Origin of the sequence: Massiliimalia timonensis, from assembly GCF_900186585.1 — a bacterium.
GTDB classification, from domain to species: Bacteria; Bacillota; Clostridia; order Oscillospirales; family Ruminococcaceae; genus Massiliimalia; species Massiliimalia timonensis.
In genome coordinates this window covers 1,142,822-1,163,436 of record NZ_FYDD01000003.1, presented here as the reverse complement: position 1 = coordinate 1,163,436, position 20,615 = coordinate 1,142,822, and the positions used below count along the sequence as shown (strand labels likewise).

20 protein-coding genes and 2 tRNA genes are annotated in these 20,615 nt (G+C 46.4%); 21 read left to right on the top strand and 1 reads right to left on the bottom strand.

The window, feature by feature from the left end; all coding sequences use genetic code 11:
* Positions 1 to 10 precede the first annotated feature (10 nt).
* The 5 genes from rbsK to CIB36_RS07740 all read left to right on the top strand — a co-directional run bounded on the left by rbsK (position 11) and on the right by CIB36_RS07740 (position 6,718).
* Positions 11 to 934, top strand: coding sequence for a ribokinase (gene rbsK / locus CIB36_RS07760; RefSeq protein WP_093988936.1), 924 nt, complete (start codon positions 11 to 13; stop codon positions 932 to 934).
* 28 nt (positions 935 to 962) lie between these two features.
* A complete protein-coding gene (locus CIB36_RS07755) occupies positions 963 to 1,988 on the top strand; it encodes a LacI family DNA-binding transcriptional regulator (protein WP_093988935.1) in 1,026 nt (341 codons plus the stop codon).
* Positions 1,989 to 2,030: 42 nt separating this feature from the next.
* Positions 2,031 to 2,702: a deoxyribose-phosphate aldolase gene (gene deoC, locus CIB36_RS07750; protein ID WP_093988934.1), complete on the top strand. Its 672-nt coding sequence runs from the start codon at positions 2,031 to 2,033 to the stop codon at positions 2,700 to 2,702.
* Positions 2,703 to 2,887: 185 nt separating this feature from the next.
* On the top strand, positions 2,888 to 3,721 hold the full coding sequence (locus CIB36_RS07745; RefSeq protein ID WP_093988933.1) for a tyrosine-type recombinase/integrase: 834 nt from the start codon (positions 2,888 to 2,890) through the stop codon (positions 3,719 to 3,721).
* Positions 3,722 to 4,150: 429 nt separating this feature from the next.
* Positions 4,151 to 6,718, top strand: coding sequence for a DUF7601 domain-containing protein (locus CIB36_RS07740; RefSeq protein WP_158662627.1), 2,568 nt, complete (start codon positions 4,151 to 4,153; stop codon positions 6,716 to 6,718).
* A gap of 38 nt (positions 6,719 to 6,756) precedes the next feature.
* Here CIB36_RS07740 and CIB36_RS07735 read toward each other — a convergent pair whose 3' ends face one another.
* A complete protein-coding gene (locus CIB36_RS07735) occupies positions 6,757 to 7,548 on the bottom strand; it encodes a M15 family metallopeptidase (RefSeq protein WP_158662626.1) in 792 nt (263 codons plus the stop codon).
* A 155-nt stretch (positions 7,549 to 7,703) separates the two neighbouring features.
* On the opposite strand from CIB36_RS07735, the gene CIB36_RS07730 reads away from it, so the two are divergent.
* The 16 genes from CIB36_RS07730 to rfbC all read left to right on the top strand — a co-directional run bounded on the left by CIB36_RS07730 (position 7,704) and on the right by rfbC (position 20,587).
* A complete protein-coding gene (locus tag CIB36_RS07730; protein ID WP_158662625.1) occupies positions 7,704 to 9,068 on the top strand; it encodes an aminotransferase class I/II-fold pyridoxal phosphate-dependent enzyme in 1,365 nt (454 codons plus the stop codon).
* Between the two features lie 30 nt (positions 9,069 to 9,098).
* Positions 9,099 to 9,422 carry a cyclic-di-AMP receptor gene (locus CIB36_RS07725; RefSeq protein WP_093988929.1) on the top strand — a complete coding sequence of 108 codons (324 nt, stop codon included), beginning with the start codon at positions 9,099 to 9,101 and terminating at the stop codon, positions 9,420 to 9,422.
* On the top strand, positions 9,423 to 10,376 hold the full coding sequence (locus CIB36_RS07720; RefSeq protein ID WP_093988928.1) for a DNA polymerase III subunit: 954 nt from the start codon (positions 9,423 to 9,425) through the stop codon (positions 10,374 to 10,376).
* 22 nt (positions 10,377 to 10,398) lie between these two features.
* The gene (locus tag CIB36_RS07715; RefSeq protein WP_093988927.1) at positions 10,399 to 11,268 is read left to right on the top strand and encodes a PSP1 domain-containing protein; all 870 of its coding nucleotides are present in this window, start codon (positions 10,399 to 10,401) and stop codon (positions 11,266 to 11,268) included.
* 115 nt (positions 11,269 to 11,383) lie between these two features.
* The gene (locus CIB36_RS07710; protein ID WP_077534764.1) at positions 11,384 to 11,554 is read left to right on the top strand and encodes a DUF362 domain-containing protein; all 171 of its coding nucleotides are present in this window, start codon (positions 11,384 to 11,386) and stop codon (positions 11,552 to 11,554) included.
* 108 nt (positions 11,555 to 11,662) lie between these two features.
* Positions 11,663 to 12,286 (top strand): TrkA C-terminal domain-containing protein, encoded by a 624-nt coding sequence (locus tag CIB36_RS07705; RefSeq protein ID WP_093988926.1) that lies wholly within the window; start codon positions 11,663 to 11,665, stop codon positions 12,284 to 12,286.
* Between the two features lie 84 nt (positions 12,287 to 12,370).
* Positions 12,371 to 12,664 (top strand): YerC/YecD family TrpR-related protein, encoded by a 294-nt coding sequence (locus tag CIB36_RS07700; RefSeq protein WP_093988925.1) that lies wholly within the window; start codon positions 12,371 to 12,373, stop codon positions 12,662 to 12,664.
* Positions 12,665 to 13,438, top strand: a complete 774-nt coding sequence (locus CIB36_RS07695; protein ID WP_093988924.1) for a class I SAM-dependent DNA methyltransferase — start codon at positions 12,665 to 12,667, stop codon at positions 13,436 to 13,438.
* An 11-nt stretch (positions 13,439 to 13,449) separates the two neighbouring features.
* Positions 13,450 to 14,331, top strand: a complete 882-nt coding sequence (gene hslO, locus CIB36_RS07690; protein WP_093988923.1) for an Hsp33 family molecular chaperone HslO — start codon at positions 13,450 to 13,452, stop codon at positions 14,329 to 14,331.
* Positions 14,332 to 14,412: 81 nt separating this feature from the next.
* Positions 14,413 to 14,488: transfer RNA gene (locus CIB36_RS07685), tRNA-Gly, on the top strand.
* A gap of 12 nt (positions 14,489 to 14,500) precedes the next feature.
* Positions 14,501 to 14,574, top strand: a tRNA-Cys gene (locus CIB36_RS07680).
* A gap of 628 nt (positions 14,575 to 15,202) precedes the next feature.
* A complete protein-coding gene (locus CIB36_RS07675; RefSeq protein ID WP_093988922.1) occupies positions 15,203 to 17,206 on the top strand; it encodes a glycosyltransferase in 2,004 nt (667 codons plus the stop codon).
* Between the two features lie 25 nt (positions 17,207 to 17,231).
* On the top strand, positions 17,232 to 18,005 hold the full coding sequence (gene rfbF, locus CIB36_RS07670; protein WP_093988921.1) for a glucose-1-phosphate cytidylyltransferase: 774 nt from the start codon (positions 17,232 to 17,234) through the stop codon (positions 18,003 to 18,005).
* 16 nt (positions 18,006 to 18,021) lie between these two features.
* A complete protein-coding gene (gene rfbG / locus CIB36_RS07665; RefSeq protein WP_093988920.1) occupies positions 18,022 to 19,101 on the top strand; it encodes a CDP-glucose 4,6-dehydratase in 1,080 nt (359 codons plus the stop codon).
* A gap of 2 nt (positions 19,102 to 19,103) precedes the next feature.
* A complete protein-coding gene (locus CIB36_RS07660) occupies positions 19,104 to 20,027 on the top strand; it encodes an NAD-dependent epimerase/dehydratase family protein (RefSeq protein WP_093988919.1) in 924 nt (307 codons plus the stop codon).
* Positions 20,024 to 20,587: a dTDP-4-dehydrorhamnose 3,5-epimerase gene (gene rfbC, locus CIB36_RS07655; RefSeq protein ID WP_093988918.1), complete on the top strand. Its 564-nt coding sequence runs from the start codon at positions 20,024 to 20,026 to the stop codon at positions 20,585 to 20,587. Before CIB36_RS07660 ends, rfbC begins: the two co-directional genes overlap by 4 nt.
* Positions 20,588 to 20,615: the final 28 nt, after the last annotated feature.

Genomic DNA, 20,615 nt, shown 5'->3' with positions numbered 1-20,615 from the left:
GGTGAATACAATGAGCAAGCGTGTATTAGTGTTTGGAAGCTATGTAACAGACCTTTCCAGCCGCATCCAGTCCTTTCCCAAACCCGGACAGACGGTAAAGGGCAGGGAATTTCGCCTGGGACCGGGCGGGAAAGGCTCTAACCAGGCGGTAGCGGCCAACCGGGCTGGTGCGGATGTTACCTTTGTCACCAAACTGGGAGATGACCTGCTGGGAAACCAGACCCTTGATTTTTATGGCAAGGAGGGACTGGATACCCAGAATATCCTGATTGAAAAAGGCGGGCAGACCGGTTCCGCCCTCATCATGGTAGACGAAAGCACCGCACAGAACCGGATCGTGGTAGTAGGCGGCGCCTGCGAGCAGGTAACTGATCAGGATGTGGAAAAAATATCCGGACTTTTGGATCAGACGGATATTTTCCTGACACAGTTGGAAACCAATATCGAGCCGGTATATAAACTGCTGGAAACGGCTAAGAAGAAAGGCCTTCTTACTGTGCTGAACCCAGCCCCGGCGCAGGTGATCGACAAGGAATATATGAAATCGGTGGACATCATCATTCCCAATGAAACCGAGGCGGAATTTTTAACTGGGGTCACAGTGGTGGATTACGATACCGCTAAACAGGCGGCGCAGGCACTGTTTGATCAGGGCGTCAAAGGCGTGGTCATCACTTTGGGAAAACGGGGGGCCTATGCAGCCTACCAAGGGGAAGAAAAGCTGGTTTCAGCAGTAGACTGCGGTTCTGCGGTAGATACGACCGGCGCTGGGGATGCCTTTATCGGCGGCATGGTAGCAGCGCTGGCAGATGGAAAAGGTTTTTTTGACGCGGTAAACTATGGCAGCGTGACGGCGGGGATTGCAGTAACTAGAAAAGGCACGGCGCCCGCTATGCCTTATAAACAGGAGATCAGCCGGTATTATCAGATATAGGTGAAATTGGGAAGAGAGGATAGGTAGTGTGGGCAGTACGATCAGGGACGTAGCGTTAAAAGCTCAGGTATCTCCTGCTACAGTGTCTAGGGTGTTGAACGGAAACAGTTATGTTAAGGAAGAAACACGCAAAAAGGTGCAGGAGGTGATGCAAGAGCTTCAGTATATTCCAAGCATTGCAGGACGGAAAACGGCAGGCGGAGGGAGCAGGAAACTGGGGATGATCGTTCCCGATATCTGCAACCCGTTTTTCTCCGAGGTGTTTTATGCAAGCAGTTTAGCAGCGGAAGAGCACGGGTACCAACTTCTGTTATACCATTCTAATGAAAGCATCACTTCCGAATCGTTGGCGATCCAGAACCTGCTTTCCGATCAGGTGGAGGGGCTTCTGATCACCCCGGTTGCAGATGACAACGAGGTGAATGTCCCCCTGCTGCATCTGGTGCAGGAAAAGGGGATCCCAATCGTTTTTATTGACCGTGAGATGAAAACGATCACCTGCGACGGGATCTTTATTGACAATGTTCGCGGTTCCTACGAGGCGACAGCCCTGCTGTTAAACCAAGGGCATCGCAGGATCGCGACCATTGCAGGCCCGGTCAACACGATCCCGGGGCGGGAGCGTCTGGAGGGCTTTACAAAAGCTATGACGGACTATGGCTGCGAGATTCCGGAAGGATACATCCAATACGGGGATTTTAAGAGTAAAAGCAGCTATCAAAGCACCAACCATCTGCTGGATCTACCTGTCCCTCCCACTGCGATTTTTACCTGTAACAACTTGGCGACAGTAGGCTGCTTAAAAGCGCTGCTTTCCAGAAGCAAGGAGATCCCCAAGGATATTTCTGTCGTAGGATTTGACGAAGTGGACCTATTGGACACACTGGGATTTCATATCACAGTAGTTGCCCGCGCCACCAGCGAGATGGGGCGGGTAGCGATTCAGCAGGTGGTATCCCGGATCGCCAACCCGGCCGAAAGCGTGATCCATCAGCGAATCGTATTACAGCCGCATTTAAAATGTTGCGGATCTGAACGATTCGGAGTAAAATAAAATTATCCCTCTGATCAAGTGTAAGAAAGGAAACGGTTTGTTATGAAAACAGAAGAGATCTATCAGCATATCGACCATACGCTGTTAAAGCCGACATGCACCTGGAACGATATTCAGGCTTTGTGCGAGGAGGCGGTGACATATCACACGGCTTCTGTATGCATCCCTCCCAGCTATGTAAAGCAGGTTTCCCAAAAATATGGAAAACAGCTGAAGGTGTGTACAGTCATCGGTTTTCCTTTAGGCTACCACACCACGCAGGTAAAGGTCTGCGAAACAAATGTTGCTTTAGAGGACGGCGCTGACGAAATTGATATGGTGATCAATCTGACTGACGTAAAAAATCAGGAGTTTCAGAAAATCACTGACGAGATCCGTGCTTTAAAAGATTGTGTGAAGGATAAAGTGCTTAAGGTGATCATTGAGACCTGTTACCTGAGCGAGGAAGAAAAGATAGCGCTTTGTCACTGTGTAACAGAAGGCGGCGCTGATTACATCAAAACCTCGACAGGCTTTGGGACCGGCGGAGCTACCATAGAGGATGTGGAACTGTTTAAACAGCACATCGGTCCTAAGGTGAAGATCAAAGCCGCCGGCGGCGTAAAAACAGCGGCGGACTTAGAAATGTTTTTAAACGCGGGCTGCGACAGGATCGGGACTAGCTCCGCGGTGAAAATTTTGGCAGAACAGGCAGACATCGGCGATAATTATTGATTGGAATGTCGTAAAAAAGGAAGAAGTTAAACTAAATTTAGTTTAACTTCTTCCTTTTTATTGCAAATTTTTATGATTTGGTTTATGATACATCCTTTTAAAGGAATTTTCCTGATCGTTCTCAAGCTGTGATACTTTTCAAGAAAAAGGAAAAGCTAGTAACAATCATATGATGGAGGTGCATAATGGATTTAAAAGGATCAAATAATTTTTCATTTTTTGAAAAATATTTAAGGAAGGAAGAAAAAAGCCAGGCTACCATTGCAAAATATCTTCGGGATATTCGGTGTTTTGCACATTTTTTGTCCGGACAAAGCATCAGTAAAGAGAATACGATCGCCTACAAAGAATACCTGTGCGGAAAGTATGCTCCCGCCAGTGTGAACTCAATGCTGGTAGCGCTTAACGGATATCTGCGTTTTTTAAAAAAATCGGAATGCTGTGTGAAGCTTTTGAAAGTGCAGAGGCAGATCTTTCTGGAAAAGGAAAAAGAACTGACAAAAGCGGAATACCTGCGCTTACTGCACGCAGCAAAGGACAGACGGCTGTCCTTTGTTTTGCAAACGATCTGCGGTACGGGAATACGGGTCAGCGAGTTAAGATATATCACGGCAGAGGCGGTTCAAAAAGGACGGGCTGTGGTATCCTGCAAAAATAAAACACGGGTTATTTTTATCCCCGTGCTGTTGCAAAAGATCTTACAAAAATATATGAAGAAAAATAAAATCCGGTCCGGTTCCATTTTTGTCAGCAGAAATGGTAGACCGTTGGACCGCAGCAATATTTGGAAAGAGATGAAAGCCCTGTGCGGCAAAGCGCATGTCTGCGCCACGAAAGTGTTTCCGCACAATTTAAGGCATTTGTTTGCGCGTACCTTTTATGCAGTAGAACGTGATATCGTCCGTCTGGCAGACCTTTTGGGACACAGCAGCATCAATACGACCCGGATCTATACCATGGAAACAGGGGAACAGCACTTAAATCGGCTGGACCGCATGAAACTGGTAATCTCCACATAATGTTGATTATGTGGTATTTTATTTCTAATCCTTGGAAATAAAACTGGTTTTTTACATCATAATGTTGATTATGTGGTATCTATACCGTCCCCCTTTCTAGTAATGTATTTATCATAGCATAAAAAAATAATATCTTCAATACATATTCTGTCGATGATCTCATAAATATTTAAAATAGGACATAAAAAATAAAGCCGGAGCTCTTATTTTTGTCTCCAGCTTTTTTATTGTGTCGATTTTTATTTTTTATTTTGAAAAACCTCTAGGATCATTCGTAAAGCATGTTTTTTAGAAAAACAATTTAGGCTAAAAACCACATAATCAACATTATGTGGTACTCGTTTCAAGCCTTTCGATAAGCTGGCTTTACACTGCATTTCAGGGATCAGGCTTCTGATCTATCGAATGATTGTTTGGAGGTGTAATATTTTGAAACGAATTTATAAGCTGCTTATTTCCATTTCTATTTCAATGATGATTTTATCGCTCAGTATTCCTGCTGTAGGCGCGGAATCGCCTGTTAGGAAACAGGTGGCAACTTTTGCGGAGCTTCAGTCAGAAATTGCATCGGCCGGGGAAACGCCTACCGTTTTAGAGATCACTTCGGATTTTTCTATTACAGAAACAGTAAAGATCGGGCCGTTACAGGACATTACTTTGACCGATAACGGAGCGGCGAGAAAAATTTCTGTGGATACAAAACAAGTAACTGACACATTTCATGGGGCATTTAAAATCGCGGAAACCGGGAAACTGACTATCAAAACCAGTAAACCCAAAGAAGACAGCCTTTTGGTATTTGACGGGACAAATGCAAAATGCGCATGGACAAGCAACAATGATTATCAGGATTCCAACGGGGATTTCATTTCCTGCCAAGGGGAACTGGTAATTTCCGGCGGAACTGTGCAAAATTTTTCCTGTGATGAGGCGTGGAGTGGTATCATAACGATTGGCGGTCCAAAGGCTTCCTTTGCAATGTATGGCGGAAAGATTACTAACAATATTTTTTCCAATCAATTTGGTGGGGTTATCCGAATCGGATTTGGCGCTGAATTTGTGCTAGAGAACGGTTCCATAACGGATAATGATGTTAATCCTTCAGGTTGGGATAGCCCGGTGGGAGGACAGGTGCATAATGCCGCTGTTTATATAGAAGCTAAAGGAGGAGATTCCCATTTTGTGATGAACGGCGGCTTGATTTCCAAAAATCACGGTTATTTTGGTGGTGTTTTTATAGGGGAACCTGCCTACCCAGACTTTACTTCCATTGCTACCATGGAGATGAACGGTGGAACAATTTCCGATAACATTGCGGAAATGTACGGTGGCGGGGTCATGGTATGCGGCCAGGCTGATTTCACCTTAAACGGCGGGGGCATTTCAGGCAACCAGGCGTTGATCGGCGGCGGGATCGCGGTTTATGACCTGTATGTTTCCATGGGAATGGGGCAGGATTTTGAACAATGGCAGAAGTTTTTTCCAGGAAAATTTACCATGTACGGCGGAACAGTGACTAAAAATAAAGCGGTTCGCGACATAGAGAAAGAGGTAGACGGTGGATGCGGCGGCGGGATCTACATCGCCTCAAACAAGTCTGTCATATACGGGGGAAATATCACGGAAAATACTGCACAGCGGCAGGGCGGCGGTGTTTATGTTGGCTCTGTCCCGTATGTTCTGCACATGTATGACGCGTTGATCACCCAAAATACAGCGACGATCCTGGGCGGCGGGCTATGGTTTTGTCCCACGGGGGATGCAGCCAACACAGTGACCAACGGGGGCGCTATTTTTGAAAACTATGCTATTGCCAATGACCCGGCTGTTGGCGCTGCGGGAGATGACTTTGTAGCTGTTCCGCAGGAAAACAAAAATCATGCCATCACCCTGGCAGAACGGATGCTGGGCGGCGGAGAAGTGCAGTGGTACCGGGATGGCGGTGTTAAACCAACAGACCCGGTCAGCGGGAATGTGCTGGGGCTTCCGGATGAAACGCCGCGGTATGATCCCAAGGAGCCTGGAGAAAGGATCACCGGCATTAAGGAAAATAAAGAAGGGATCGCGCTCAAAGCAGAAGTTACGGACGCAGCCAAACAGCTTGCGAAAAGCAAAGCCAAGCTGAAGATTACTGGGAACACTGCGCCTAGAGGCGGCGGGGTAGGCTCTAACGGCGGGATCGTGATCGGCACACCGGAAGATGAATGGACCCTCAAAGTAACAAAAGTATGGGAAGAGATAGCGCCAGCAGACCGCAAACCGGTCACGATCCGCATGAAGATCGGAGATTACCAGTTGGATGCGGTCGAATTAAATGAAAAAAACAACTGGACAGGAACATTTAACCAGCTTCCTAACCCGGATTCACTTGGCGACCTACAGATCTCTGTGGTGGAGGAAGGGAACGAATACGAGGCATCTTACAGTGTGATACAAAAAGATGAAGCAAATAAGCTGCTAGCTGTTACCGTGACAAACCGCCCTGCAAAACCGCAGACGGGTGGATTGTCGGTCAGCAAAACCGTATCCGGCGCAGGCGCTGACCCTAAACAGGCTTTTCAGTTCCAAGTTACCTTAAATGATACCTCTGTCAATGGTATTTACGGAGAAATGGAATTTCAAAACGGGGTCGCAGAGTTTTCTTTAAAACATGGGGAAACGATAACTGCATTAGGCCTGCCAGCCGGGTTGTCCTATGAGGTGACAGAGCACGGATACGAAGGGTATACGGTAACCTCTGAGCATGCCGATGGGATGATACCGGTAGATTCGACGGCCGAGGTGGTCTTTAAAAATCATAAAGATAAGGCTCCGGTCTCTGAACCGGATGATCCTAGTTCAGAAACGACTGATCCAGAAAAATCCAGCCCGGACAAGACAACAGTCCCTAAGACCGGAGATTTGGATATTCGGTGGTTTATCTTCCTGCTGACAGTAGGTTCAGGGATCGTACTGCTTGTCACGCTAAAACTACGAAAAGAAACACGAAAGCAATAACAAAAAAGCGTCCATGATTTTCATGGACGCTTTTTCTATCAGGATACCATCCCTAAATATTCTTCCAGGCAAATCCCCTGGGACATGATCTTTCTGGCGTTTTCCACCCCGACATACCGGTAATGCCAAGGTTCATGGATAATGCCGGTGATGTCGCTTTTCCCGTCAGGATACCGGACAATAAACCCATAATCCTGACAGTGAGCGTAAAGCCATTCGATCTCCGGGCGGGACATCATGCTGTCATCCAGATTTTGGTACCCGTCCGCCACAATATCTACAGCAAGGCCGGTATGGTGCTCGCTGGCGCCGGGCAGGGCGACCGAGGTTTTTGCTTTGTTGTACGCCTGTTCCTGAGTATCTCCCTGCTCCCGGTAACGCTGGACGCGGTTGTTAAACAGGTCGACCTGTTTGTCATAGCTGCGGTAGGCAGAGCAGACGACCAGATGATACCCCAGCTGTTCAGCGTCATTTAGCATCCTCTCCAGCGGTTCATAAATCCGCTCATCCACAGAAAGCCCATTGGGAAGCTCTTTGGTTTTGATGCTGTCAATGTATTCTGCTTCCAATGGGTGGCGGTCGTTCGCAAGGATCAGCTTCCAGTCGCTGATGTTGGGGGCAGGGGACGTGTCTTGTGAAGAACTTTCGGGCGGCTTCTCAGAACTTTCGGGCTGGCTACTGGAGCTGAGAAAGAAATAGCTGTTGCTTTCTGACACAGTGGAAGCATGCAGCCCTGTTTCCAGATCCGGGTTCAGCAGAACAGCGGACAGCAAAATAAAAAAGACGACTACGATCATCTCTAATAATATAAAGTGCACTTTCCTATTCATTAGCCCGAACCCTTTCCACATCCTTTTACTAATTCTATTATACCTTATTTACATGTCGAATTACCATGCTATTAAGTAAAAAAATTACTACAAATCATCTGGAAAGATGACAAAACAATCCCTTTATGTTACAATTATCGCAAGAAAGAAACAAAATGAAAACAGGAAATGAAGCAATGATGACAACGCCGATCTATGATTTTTTAAAAAAATTCCAGAATCAAGAGATGGTTCGGCTCTTTATGCCGGGGCACAAAGGGAACCATCCCTTTGACCCTGTGTTTGCCCGGATCAGCCAATATGACTTGACCGAGATCCAAGGCGCGGATGCTTTGTTTGAGGCAGCCGGGATCATCGGGGAATCTGAGGCAAATGCATCACGGATCTTTCACAGTAAGGCTACGTTGTACAGCACGCAGGGTTCGACGCTTGGGATACAGACAATGCTCTCCCTGCTGGCTTCGCGGGGGGACACTGTCATTGCCGGCAGGAATGCCCACATGGCGTTTTGTAACGCCTGTACCCTGCTGCGAATGAATATCCGCTGGATCTTGCCGGAAGCCTCCGACCCATACGGGGTACGTGGCACTGTGACGCCGGAGCAGGTGGAACAGGCGCTGAAAGCCCGCCCAAATGCCGCTGGAGTTTACCTGACCTCTCCTGATTATTTGGGTAATACCATTGACCTGAAACGGATCGCTGCTATCTGCCATCGTTACGGCGTACCCTTCTGCTGCGACCATGCCCACGGAGCCTATCTGATCAAAAGCCCCGAACCGGTGCATCCAATGCTTGCCGGTGCAGATATGTGCTGTGACAGTGCGCATAAAACGCTGCCGGTGCTGACCGGGGGAGCGTATCTCCACTTAGGGGAAAACTGTCCTTGGGAAAAGGAAGAGGCGAAGGAACATATGGCGATGTTTTCCTCTACCAGCCCCTCTTATCTGATCCTGGCCTCGTTGGACTTGTGCAACCGGTATTTAGAAGAACGCGGGAAGGCGGAATTTCGCATGCTTTTTTGCCGGGTAGGAGCCCTAAAGCAAAAATGGCGAGATAAGGGAATACATCTGCTGGATAATCCGGCCGATTTTTCCAAACTCACTTTGGATGCGGCCGCCTGCGGCTGGGACGGGGAAGAACTGGCCGAACACTTAAGAAAGTCCGGTATCGAATGCGAGTATGCAAACTCCTGTTATGTGGTGCTGATGGCCAGCCCGTTTTTATCTCAAACTGAGTGGGAGCTACTGGAACAGGCGATCATGAACCTGCCCCTGCGGCCTGCGAAACGCTGGGAAGCGCCGGCTTTTGTACTGCCGGAGCAGGTAATGCCGGCCTATGAAGCGGTGAAGCAACAATGGGAACGGGTCCCCTTGGAGCGGGCGGTGGGACGGGTCAGCGCCCAGACTATTGCAGCCTGTCCTCCGGGCGTGCCGGTAGCAGTCGCTGGGGAAAGGATTCATGAACAAATAAAAAATATTTATAAAAATAGTGGAAATTTCACCGTAAAAGTGATAAAATGATAGAAAAGAGAACCAATGGAGGTAACGGTTATGAAATTGATTTATGCGATTGTTAGTGACGACGACAGCACGGTAGTATCCAAACAGTTGACAAAGAGCGGCTTCTTTGCGACTAAGCTGGCAAGTACCGGCGGATTCTTGATGTCCGGAAACACCACCTTCATGATTTGCACAGACGACGACAAGGTGGAAGAAGCGATCGACGTGATTAAAACCAACAGCAAAAAGAGAAAGCAAATGGTTCCGTCCTCTGCGACCTATGGCCTGGGCTCTTACACGCCGTTCCCGGTTGAAGTGACAGTCGGCGGCGCTACCATTTTTGTGACCAACGTAGAAAGATTTGAAAAGATCTAAATGAGTGAATTGTTTTTCGGGAATGACGCCGCTAAGGTCATTTTAAAGAAAGCGGCTGGTTCTCAGGATCATCATCATGCCTATTTGCTCTATGGAGAGGACGGATTGGGAAAGAAAACCCTTGCCCGGCTGTTTGCTGAAGCGTTCCTCTGTACAGGAGAGGATAAGCCGTGCGGCAGATGTCCGGCCTGCAAAAAAATGGAGCATGGGACCCATCCGGATTTCCAGATGATCGTGGGAGAAAAGAAAAATTCGATCCACATTGATTCGGTGCGGAAGATCCGGCAGGACTGTGTTGTGAAACCGAACGATGGGTCTGTAAAGGTCTATTTGATCGCGAATATTCAGGATATGACAGAGGAGGCTTTCAACGCGTTTTTAAAAACGCTGGAGGAGCCCCCTCTTCATACTGTTTTTTTACTGACAGCGGCAAATCTGGATTTACTGCCAGAAACGATCGTATCCCGTGTGTTTCCAGTGCCGGTTTATCCCTTGCCGGACAGGCTGCTTTGCCGGGCGCTGAAAGAGCGTTTGCCCAAGCTTTCAGACGACGAGGCCGAGCGTGCGGCAGAACTTGCCGGCGGGAATCTGGGGAAAGCGATCGCCTGCGTCCAGTCAGAAGAATTTACACAGCGTTCCGGCTTGTTGGAACAGTTTGTGAAAGCCCTTTATGCAAAGCGGGAATATGATATGCTGAAGGTCTTGGCCGTATATGAAAAGGACCGGGAACAGCAGCGGCAGTTTTTGGGAGAGATCGTTTCCCTGCTGCGCAGAGCGCTGCTTGCAAAGACTGGGGGCGCCGTATATTCCGGGAAAGGGCTCCCGTTCGGACCACAAAGGCTGGTCAAACTGATCGCGCTGACCGAAGAGGTCAGGGGCAAGCTGTCGACCAACGCGAATGCGGGGATTTTATCTGCTTATTATTGTGCTGAGATATGGCAGATGATAGGATAGAAGAGTTAAGTTGGAGGAAAGAATGACCGAAGTTATTGGTGTTAGATTTAAGAGTGTTGGCAAAGTTTATTATTTTGCCCCCAAGGGAAATCAAGTAAAAAAGGGCGACCATGTCATCGTGGAAACTGCCCGTGGACTGGAATGCGGAGAGGTCGCTTTGGGGAACCGCCAGGTGGAGGATGGGAGCATTGTTTCTCCATTGAAGCCGGTAGTACGGATCGCCACAGAAAAGGATATGAAAGTGGTGGCAGACAACAAGCTCAAAGAGCAGAAAGCTTTTGAGGTTTGCTTAAGCAAGATCGAAAAGCACAAACTGAACATGAAGTTGGTAGAGGTGGAATACACCTTTGATAATAATAAGATCCTGTTTTACTTCACGGCCGACGGCCGGGTGGATTTCCGGGAACTGGTCAAGGATTTAGCTGGTGTTTTTAAAACAAGGATTGAATTGCGCCAGATCGGTGTACGCGATGAGTCCAAGATGCTGGGCGGCCTTGGGATTTGCGGACGGCCGTTTTGTTGTTCTACCTTTTTAGGGGAATTCCAGCCGGTGTCTATCAAGATGGCAAAGGAACAGGGGTTGTCATTAAGCCCGACAAAAATCTCAGGCACCTGCGGCAGATTGATGTGCTGTTTAAAATATGAGCAGAATGTTTATGACGAGCTGCTTTCTATTACGCCGAAGGTCGGCGCCTTGGTGAAAACGCCGGATGGACGGGGCAAGGTGCTGGAAACCAATGTTTTGACCGGGATGCTGAAAATCCGTTTGGATGATAAGCCGGATGCCGCGCCCAAGATGATCCACCGGGATGAAGTGACTCTGCTAAAGGATGCGCAGATCCGTTTGAATCGGGATGAGATCGCCGCCTTGAAAGCGTTAGAGGACAAATAACAGGATTTCCTGCAAAATTTTTGTAAAAAAAGATGATTTCTCTCAATTTTCTATTGAAAGATAAATGTGATTGTGCTACAATATGTGATAGAAGTTTAAGGAGGTGTAATGACCAATGGCATATGTTATTTCTGACGAATGCATCAGCTGTGGAGCTTGTGAAGCTGCTTGCCCAGTAAGCGCCATTTCTGCTGGTGACGACAAATATGTTATTGATGCTGACACTTGTATCGAATGTGGAGCTTGCGAAGGCGAATGTCCAGTAGGTGCGCCGCACGCTGAATAATTTCAGATACGTTTTAGGCATTTACATAACGTGAAAAAACACCTCGGTCACAACCGGGGTGTTTTTTTCAGTTGCATCTCGAACATGATCAAGGATCAGGAGGCAGATATGGGCAGGACGCAGATCGAAAATCCGGTGTATCAGCAGATCGCAGTAGATCTGGCTGGAAAGATAGCGGCTGGAAAATATCGGGAGCAGGAGCGGATTCGCGGGCGTTCGGTACTGGCGAGCTATTATAACGTTTCGCCGGAAACGATCCGAAAGGCTGTGGGAATCCTGGCGGATGTGGGGATCGTACAGATCCATCAGGGAGTCGGTGTAGAGGTGGTATCCGCACAGAAGGCAAGGGAATATCAGGAAAAATACAGCGCGATCAGCAATCTGAACAGTCTAAAAGCGGAACTGCTTTCCCTGTTAAAAGAACAGCAGGAGCAGGAAAAACGGCTGAAAAGCAAGATGAATGAACTAATTGATTGTACGGAACGCTTTCAAGACATGAATCCATTCACCCCATTTGAGATCCCGATCACAAAAGACACAAAATACCTAGGGAAAACGATCAGCGAGATTCACTTTTGGCAGAATACCTTGGCAACGATCATTGCGATCAAACGGGGGGATAGGTTGATCTTATCGCCGGGCTCTTATGCTGTGCTGAAGGAAAATGATATTCTGTATGTTGTAGCAACAGAAGAATCCTACAACCGGGTAAAAAGTTTTCTGAAAAAATGAGGAAAACCGGTTTACATTCATGCTTTAATATGTTAAACTTATACTGTTAAAAATAAATTTGCTGGCATTGGAGGAAGGAACACAATGAACCCAAAACTAAAGGAAATGAATGTTGAATTTTTATTTCAGGCGGTATTGGCATTGGAAAACATGGACGAGTGTTATAAATTCTTTGAGGACTTGTGTACAGTTCCGGAATTGAAAGCAATGGCGCAGAGGATCCACGTTGCAAAGATGTTGAGCGAGAACCGCGTTTACAGTGATATTGTGTCTGAAACAGGGGCAAGCACAGCAACGATCAGCCGTGTCAACCGTTCTTTGAACTATGGTTCTGATGGGTACAGTATCGTCTTTGACCGGATAAAGGATAAAAAATAAATGGAACAGGGCTATGGGCAGTTCGCGTATAGTTATGATGCGCTGACCCAAAATATTGATTACGAAAAACGAGGTCGTTTCTTTCATCAAATCATGCTGGAAGCCGGCAAACAAACAGGAATATTAGTTGATCTGGCGTGTGGGACAGGCTCTTTGAGTGAGTATTTCGCACGCCTTGGTTATGATGTCATTGGAACTGACGCTTCGGAAGAGATGCTTCAGATCGCACAGGAAAAGAAGCTGGAGACCGGCAGCAATGTGCTGTATCTTTGCCAGCGGATGCAGGAATTGGATCTGTTTGGCACGGTGGATATCGTTTTATGCGCGTTGGACAGCTTGAACCATATTACGGACAAGCAGGAGCTTCAAGGCGTTTTTGACCGGATCTCGCTATTTCTGAATGAGGATTCACTGTTGATTTTTGATGTCAATACAGTCTATAAGCACCAAAATATTTTGGGAAATCATACCTTTGTGTATGATTTGGATGACGTTTACTGTGTATGGCAGAATACCCTGCTGGAAGATAATACAGTAGCGATCACGCTGGATCTTTTTGAATATGATGAGGAACACGGCAGCTATGACCGGTATCAGGAACAGTTTGCGGAGCGCGCTTACTCTATGCAGGAGTTGGAGCAAATGCTGGATCTGGCAGATTTTGATGTGATTGCGGTTTATGGAGACGACGAGTTCCATCCGCCCGAAGAAACGACCCAGCGGATGGTTTATGTTTGCAGGAATCGTTTCTGCAAAAACCAGGCGGCAGTATAAAGGAGAAAAATATGGGAAAAATGGTAAGGACCCTTTCGGCAGATGGGTTCGTGATGGCTTGTGCCATAGATTCAACAGATATGATCGCGCAGATGGAACAGATCCACCAGCCCTCTGCGGTAGTGACTGCCGCGCTGGGAAGACTGAGCACAGCGGCTTCAATGATGGGATCAATGCTAAAAAATGAAAAGGATTCTGTTACCTTAAGATTAGATGGCCATGGGGCCACCGGGGTATTGATCGCTGTTTCAGACAGCAACGGCAACGTCAAATCCTATGTGTCGAACCCGATCGTGGAGATCCCGCTCAATGAATATGGAAAGCTTGACGTAAAGGGAGCGGTTGGAACGGACGGAACGTTAAGTGTGATCAAGGATATTGGTTTAAAAGAGCCGTATTCTGGGCAGGTGCCGATCGTATCCGGAGAGATCGCGGAGGATATTACCCAATACTATGCGGTTAGTGAGCAAACTCCTACTGTCTGCGGACTGGGGGTATTGGTAAACCCGGACCTGACTGTGAAGGCGGCCGGTGGATACCTGGTACAGCTTTTGCCGTTTGCGGATGAAGCCTGCATTGACGTGATCGAGAAAAACCTAAAAACTATGCCGCCGGTGTCTTCAATGTTTGCAGAGGGGCTGACCCCAGAAGAGGTCTGCAAAAAATTGTTGGCTGGGCTGGACCCTGAGGTTCTAGATGAGTTTTCACCTGCATATCAATGTGATTGTAACCGTGGCAGGGTGGAGCGTGCTTTGCTTAGCCTTGGGGCAAGGGAACTGGAAGTTATGAAAGCAGAACAGGAACAGGTGGAAGTAGGCTGCCATTTCTGCAACAAGAAATATTATTTTACGCAGAAGGATTTAGAAAAAATGATTCGTGAAGCAAAGAAATAATAAAAAAGGTGTTGACAAATCCGCCGGGACATAGTATAATATAATACGTCGCTGAGGGAATCAGCTTCCCCGGTGGGTTTTGCAGGTTTAGCTCATCTGGTAGAGCGCCACCTTGCCAAGGTGGAGGTAGCGAGTTCGAGCCTCGTAACCTGCTCCAAAAATTTTATAAGGCGCCATAGCCAAGTGGTAAGGCAGAGGACTGCAACTCCTTCACCCCCAGTTCAAATCTGGGTGGCGCCTCCAAAAGGAAAAATCCTACAAACTCTTTTACAATGCGAGTTTGTAGGATTTTTTATATATTTCAGGACGGTCGTTATTTGAGCTATAAATTGGTATCATTTATTTTAAACAATGAGTTTATGAACAGCTTGGGATCTAGCTGTCGAGTTAAAACAATTGCCACTGACCAAGCCAGGCGGTCCCTGAAAGGAGGCATACGACCTGTACGGAAGACAACATGGCTGGTTGTTAGAGATATCTATAAAAATTGATTTTTCGACAGAGTATTGACACAAAAAGAAATAAAAGGTAAAATATATAACGATTAGCGAAATATTACACCTTTTCATTCTATAAAAATAACTGTTAAAACACCCTAAAAAGGGTGTTTTTTTTATGTTTTTTTCTAGAACGAAAAGGTGTGCTTTTCTGAGCATGATCCGTTTACGGGATCTAATTAGAGAACGTTTTTCTTGTTCGGGAAGCGCGTTTTATCGTGTGGATGGAAAAAATAACCGTTGTAATAGCAAAGGGAGGATGGGATTTTCAGGACAAAATAGTGCTGGGAAGTTATCAATAGGAGTTTAAAGATACTTGAATCTGTCAAAATATATAGAGGATAGAATAATTTATTTTACTTGGAGGGACTTTTTTGAATATTCAAATAACAGTACCTTGTATACAAAAGGTAAATAGTACAGTGCAGGACAATGATCTGTTGTTCCCCGTTTATTATGGGAACGGCTGGGTTAACGTGCAGGCATGCCAACCTGTCAATACGAGTGACATTCCGATCGCGGAGCATTTTGAGAGATTCCATGAATTGACCGTATTATACTGGCTTTGGAAACATGCAGACGCTGGATCTGAATACTGCGGCTTTTTTCAGGCGGATCAGTTTTTAGCCTTGCGGGACAAACGGCCTTTTGATGAACGGGACAACGACACGATTTCCTGCATCCGGTACCCATTTTTGGATGAACGGGCACTGGACATGTTTGGGATTCATCAGGAAGATTTAGAAATGGAATTGCGGGATGTGGATGTGATTCTGCCGCATTCTGTCGATGTGACCCGCCTGGTTTTTCCCAGAAGCACATTGGTGGAAAATGTAGATTACGCGGAAACCCTTTCCGGTGAGATCGTAGATCCATACCGTTCAGAACGACTGACTTTTCAAAATGCAGAACAGTATTATGAAAAAAATCCCCTGCAGTTTAATATGGAGGATCTTGATCAATTAAAGAAGTTGCTTGCTGACGAGGCTCCAGAATATCTACCGGATTTAGAACAGTATCTTTCTGGGAAAATGGTGGTTCATCGTATCGGCTTTGTGATGAAACGGGAGCTGTTAGATGGGTATTGCGAATGGCTGTTTAACCTTTTAATGCGTCTGGACAGGATCATGGATCAGTCCCAATACGGTGAGTTTAGACTTCATTCATTGTCTGGATTTGCAGCACTGCTTACGGAACTTTATTTTTCCAAGAATCGGGATTCTTTAAAGATACAACGCAGGAAATTTGTGCATTTTGAGAATATAGAAGATGGGGAACGGTTGAAGCCAGCTTTTTCTGAAAATAATATTGCTTTAATGTTTGTATCCAGCAATATGTATCTGCCTTATTGTTCTGTGTTAGTGCAGTCGGTGATCGAACATGCTTCGGAAGAGAATAACTACGACATCATTATTTTGCAAAGTGAAGAAGTGACCGACTTTAATAAGCGGGTAATGACAGCAATGGTTTCAGAAAGGCCAAATATTTCGATTCGTTTTTATAATCCAAAACGTTATCTTTACACTTATAATCTTCAGGCAGCAAAGCTGTATACCGAAACCACAATTTACCGTATCAGTGCCCCGTACATTCTGGAAGATTATGACCGGGTAGTTGTCACAGACAGTGATTTGGTATTTGAACGGGATGCTGCAGAACTATTTCACACCCAGATGGGTAATAATCTGATCGCCGCGGTAATAGATGACTGTACGATCGGAAGGATGGCGGGGGCTTCCCCCGGCCGGCTGGAATATTATACCGACGACTTGAAATTGAAAGAGCCATACCGTTATATCAACACAGGAGTAATGGTATGGAACCTAAAGGAATTTCGCAGGACATACAGCGAATCCCAGACGATGGAATTCGCGAGCAGCCGCCGCTTTTTGATCCAGGAGCAGGATATTTTAAATATTATGGCAGAGGGTAGGATCGAATATTTAGACAGACGTTGGGATACTTATGTGTTCGGTGGGGATTATAACCGTGTATATGGTTTTACACCAAAAGAAATCCACGATGGATTGATGGAAGCCAGAAAGGAGCCCTATGTTGTGCATTATGTAGGGCGTTCGGTCGTAAAACCAAAGCCTTGGGAAAATCCATTGATGGACTTTTCGGAGTATTTTTGGAAATATGCGCGCAAATCACCGTATTATGAAGCGCTGTTGTATCTGATGATGAAAAAACATGATGATACGTTATTAAAGCGCGCCAGAGGGCTGGTAAAAAGGGAAATTAGCGCTGCAAATGCTAACAGTCAAAAAAAACAGGTAAGGCGAACCAGATGGTATGACAGGATTTTGCCGATTGGTTCTAGGCGGAGAGGGTTCCTAAAAAAGATTTATAGGAAATTTGTGAAAACAGGGAAATAATGATACGGAAAGGGACGACGGGAACATGAAAGTAGTAATTTTAGCGGGTGGTTACGGCACGCGGATCAGTGAGGAAAGTCATTTAAGACCAAAACCGATGATCGAGATAGGGGAACAGCCGATCTTATGGCATATCATGAAAATATATTCTTCCTACGGATTTCAAGATTTTATTATCTGTGCGGGATATAAACAGCATGTGATCAAAGAGTACTTCGCCAATTATTATCTTCACCGTTCCAATATTACTTTCAATTTTTCTGATTCCAACCATCAGATTATACACAGTCATGAAACAGAACCATGGAAAGTAACAGTTGTAGATACTGGCCTGAATACAATGACTGGAGGACGGATCAAACGGATCAAGGAGTATTTGGATGATGAACCGTTTATGCTGACTTATGGGGATGGCGTGAGTGATGTGGATATCGATCAGCTGCTGGAATTTCACCGGAAGAAGGGAAAACTGGCAACGCTAACAGCGATCCAGCCAAGTGGACGCTTCGGTGTGATTGAGATCGCAGAAGATTCCCTGATCCACAATTTTGCGGAGAAGAAAAAAGAGGATACTGGCTGGATCAACGGGGGATTTATGATATTGGAACCAAAAGTCCTGGATTATATTGCAGATGACAGCACTACCTTTGAACGAGAACCGCTGGAACGGCTTGCGAAAGAAGGACAGCTTTCCGCTTATATGCACAGCGGGATGTGGCAATGCATGGATACATTGCGTGATAAGCTTTACTTAGAAGAACTGTGGCAAAGCGGAAAAGCTCCGTGGAAAAAATGGTGAAGAAAAGAGGTTGGGTATGGATCTGTCGGAATTAAAAGGGAAACGGGTATTGGTAACGGGCCATACGGGATTTAAAGGGACCTGGATGTGCATGGTGCTGCAGAAATATGGGGCGGTAGTAGCTGGATATGCATTACAGCCGCCGACCACCCCAAGCTTATTTGAATTGACCGGAATGGAACGTGAGATTTACCACGTAGTAGGTGATGTGCGGGACCTAGAGCACCTGCATGCTGTATTTTCGGATTTTCAGCCTCAGATCGTGGTGCACATGGCTGCACAGCCGATTGTGCGGGAATCTTATATAGATCCGGTGGGCACTTATTCTACAAATGTTATGGGCACGGTGAATGTGTTAGAGGCAATTCGCCGTTGCCCATCTGTCGTGTCTGTTATAAACGTGACCACTGACAAGGTTTATCAGAATTTTGAATGGGAGTGGGGGTATCGTGAAACAGATGTCTTAAATGGATATGACCCCTATTCCAATTCAAAATCCTGTTCAGAGCTGGTGACAAGCAGTTATATCAACGCGTTTTTCCGGGAAAAGGGGCTGCCCGTATCTACCTGCCGCGCGGGAAATGTGATCGGCGGGGGGGATTTTGCCAAGGACCGCATCATCCCTGACTGCGTCCGTGCTATGGAAAACGGAACAGAGATTCTAGTCCGCAATCCTTATTCGATTCGTCCATACCAGCATGTTCTGGAACCAGTCTGCACCTATTTAGAGCTGGCGCTGCGGCAGCTTGAAAACCCGCAGCAGTATCAGGACAACTATAATATCGGACCGGATGACAGCGATTGTGTTTCGACTGGGGAACTGGTGAAAACATTTTGCGATCATTGGGGAACTGATGCAGTTTGGAAAACCCAGACAGAGGAAAATGCGCCGCATGAGGCCAACTTCCTAAAACTGGACTGTTCTAAGATCAAGCGGAAGCTGGGCTGGAACCCACGATGGGACTTTAACAAGGCAATTGAAAAGACGGTGGAATGGAGCAAAGTTTATTTGGCGCATTCCTCAGGCCCAGAGCTTGTACGGGTGATGGAGCAGCAGATCGGGGAATACCTTTCTCCAGAGCGAAAGGGCGTGTAAGTATGAAAAAAGCGATTGTTACAGGGGCAAACGGCTTTGTGGGAAGCGCTGTTGTCAGGGAACTACTGCGCCATGGTGTACAAGTGACAGCACTTGACCGAACAGGCTGCTGTGAAAATCTGCCGCGAAATGAATTACTGCGCTTTATTCCGTGCGAACTGTCAGAGATGGACAGTTTGAAAACAACACTTCCCAAAGGGGAACATGACATCTTTTATCATTTTGCGTGGGCTGGCTCTGCAGGGCCGCAGCGCACAGATTCTGCACTGCAGATGCAAAATGCGTTATGGACATTAGACGCTGTGAAAACAGCTTCTGCATTGGGCGTTAAACGCTTTGTAAGCGCAGGAAGTATTATGGAATACGAAACTACAGCTGCCACCTTTACCCAAGGAAGCCGCCCGGGAATGGGATACATTTATGGGGGTGGAAAGCTGATCGCCCATGTTATCTGCAAAGCGTCTGCGGCAGAAATAGGAATGGATCTGCTGTGGGCGCATATCACGAACGCTTACGGGCCAGGTGAACGGTCTTTGCGCTTTGTGAATACGACGATCAGAAAAATGATCGAACGCCAGCCTTTACAATTTACTTCCGGTACACAGAATTATGATTTTGTTTATATCGACGATGTGGCAAGGGCATTTTACCTAATAGGGGAGAATGGAAAGCCGTTTTGTGAGTATATGATCGGTAGTTCCCATGCCAGACCCTTACGGGAGTTTATTGAAGAAATGGGACAGGCTTTGGCGCCCCAGCAGGAGCTTGTTTTTGGAGATGTCCCGTTTACGGGCACAGACCTTCCGCTTTGTCAGTTTGACTGTTCCGTCACAGAGCAGGATACTGGGTTTAAGGCGGAAGTTTCTTTTGCGGAAGGAACCAAAAGAACCATGGACTGGATCATAGAAACGGAGTATCAAAAATGAAAAAATTTGCGTTTAGTCAAACTGAAATAGAGGGTCTGATCATTGTACAGCCGTTTGTTTCCGAAGATTTGCGGGGAAGCTTTGTAAAAGATTATTCCAAAGAGGTGTTCGAGGCAAATGGACTGGAACATGACTTAATGGAAGTATTCTACACATACTCTAAAAAGGGAGTTGTGCGCGCTTTGCATTTCCAACGCGTCAAACAACAGCCCAAATTAGTACGTTGTGTCAGCGGAAAGATTTATGATGTGGTCGTAGATCTTAGAAAAGATTCTCCGACCTTTAAAAAGTGGCTCAGTTTTACCTTGACCGGGGAAAATACCCAGGAATTATTGATTCCGAAAGGATGCGGGCATGGGTACTTAGTGTTGGAGGATTCCGTTGTTTCGTATAAATGCTCGGAAAAATTTTATGGGGAATACGACGATGGGATTCTTTGGAATGACCCGGATATTGGGGTGGATTGGCCGACGGAGAAAGTGGAAAAGGTCATTCTTTCGGAAAAAGACATGGCTCTGCAAAGTTTCCGCCAGTTTATGGACCAATACCAAGGGTTTTAAGATTATAACAAATTGAAGGGTTTTTTAA

Bases quoted from the DNA above. Each gene is read 5' to 3' on its own strand.
- CIB36_RS07735 (WP_158662626.1), bottom strand. From the start codon at position 7,548: ATGAATAGGAAAGTGCACTTTATATTATTAGAGATGATCGTAGTCGTC.
- CIB36_RS07710 (WP_077534764.1), top strand. From the start codon at position 11,384: ATGGCATATGTTATTTCTGACGAATGCATCAGCTGTGGAGCTTGTGAA.
- rbsK (WP_093988936.1), top strand. From the start codon at position 11: ATGAGCAAGCGTGTATTAGTGTTTGGAAGCTATGTAACAGACCTTTCC.
- CIB36_RS07700 (WP_093988925.1), top strand. From the start codon at position 12,371: ATGAACCCAAAACTAAAGGAAATGAATGTTGAATTTTTATTTCAGGCG.
- hslO (WP_093988923.1), top strand. From the start codon at position 13,450: ATGGGAAAAATGGTAAGGACCCTTTCGGCAGATGGGTTCGTGATGGCT.
- deoC (WP_093988934.1), top strand. From the start codon at position 2,031: ATGAAAACAGAAGAGATCTATCAGCATATCGACCATACGCTGTTAAAG.
- CIB36_RS07730 (WP_158662625.1), top strand. From the start codon at position 7,704: ATGAAAACAGGAAATGAAGCAATGATGACAACGCCGATCTATGATTTT.
- CIB36_RS07720 (WP_093988928.1), top strand. From the start codon at position 9,423: ATGAGTGAATTGTTTTTCGGGAATGACGCCGCTAAGGTCATTTTAAAG.
- CIB36_RS07695 (WP_093988924.1), top strand. From the start codon at position 12,665: ATGGAACAGGGCTATGGGCAGTTCGCGTATAGTTATGATGCGCTGACC.
- rfbF (WP_093988921.1), top strand. From the start codon at position 17,232: ATGAAAGTAGTAATTTTAGCGGGTGGTTACGGCACGCGGATCAGTGAG.
- rfbG (WP_093988920.1), top strand. From the start codon at position 18,022: ATGGATCTGTCGGAATTAAAAGGGAAACGGGTATTGGTAACGGGCCAT.
- CIB36_RS07725 (WP_093988929.1), top strand. From the start codon at position 9,099: ATGAAATTGATTTATGCGATTGTTAGTGACGACGACAGCACGGTAGTA.
- CIB36_RS07715 (WP_093988927.1), top strand. From the start codon at position 10,399: ATGACCGAAGTTATTGGTGTTAGATTTAAGAGTGTTGGCAAAGTTTAT.
- CIB36_RS07660 (WP_093988919.1), top strand. From the start codon at position 19,104: ATGAAAAAAGCGATTGTTACAGGGGCAAACGGCTTTGTGGGAAGCGCT.
- rfbC (WP_093988918.1), top strand. From the start codon at position 20,024: ATGAAAAAATTTGCGTTTAGTCAAACTGAAATAGAGGGTCTGATCATT.
- CIB36_RS07705 (WP_093988926.1), top strand. From the start codon at position 11,663: ATGGGCAGGACGCAGATCGAAAATCCGGTGTATCAGCAGATCGCAGTA.
- CIB36_RS07745 (WP_093988933.1), top strand. From the start codon at position 2,888: ATGGATTTAAAAGGATCAAATAATTTTTCATTTTTTGAAAAATATTTA.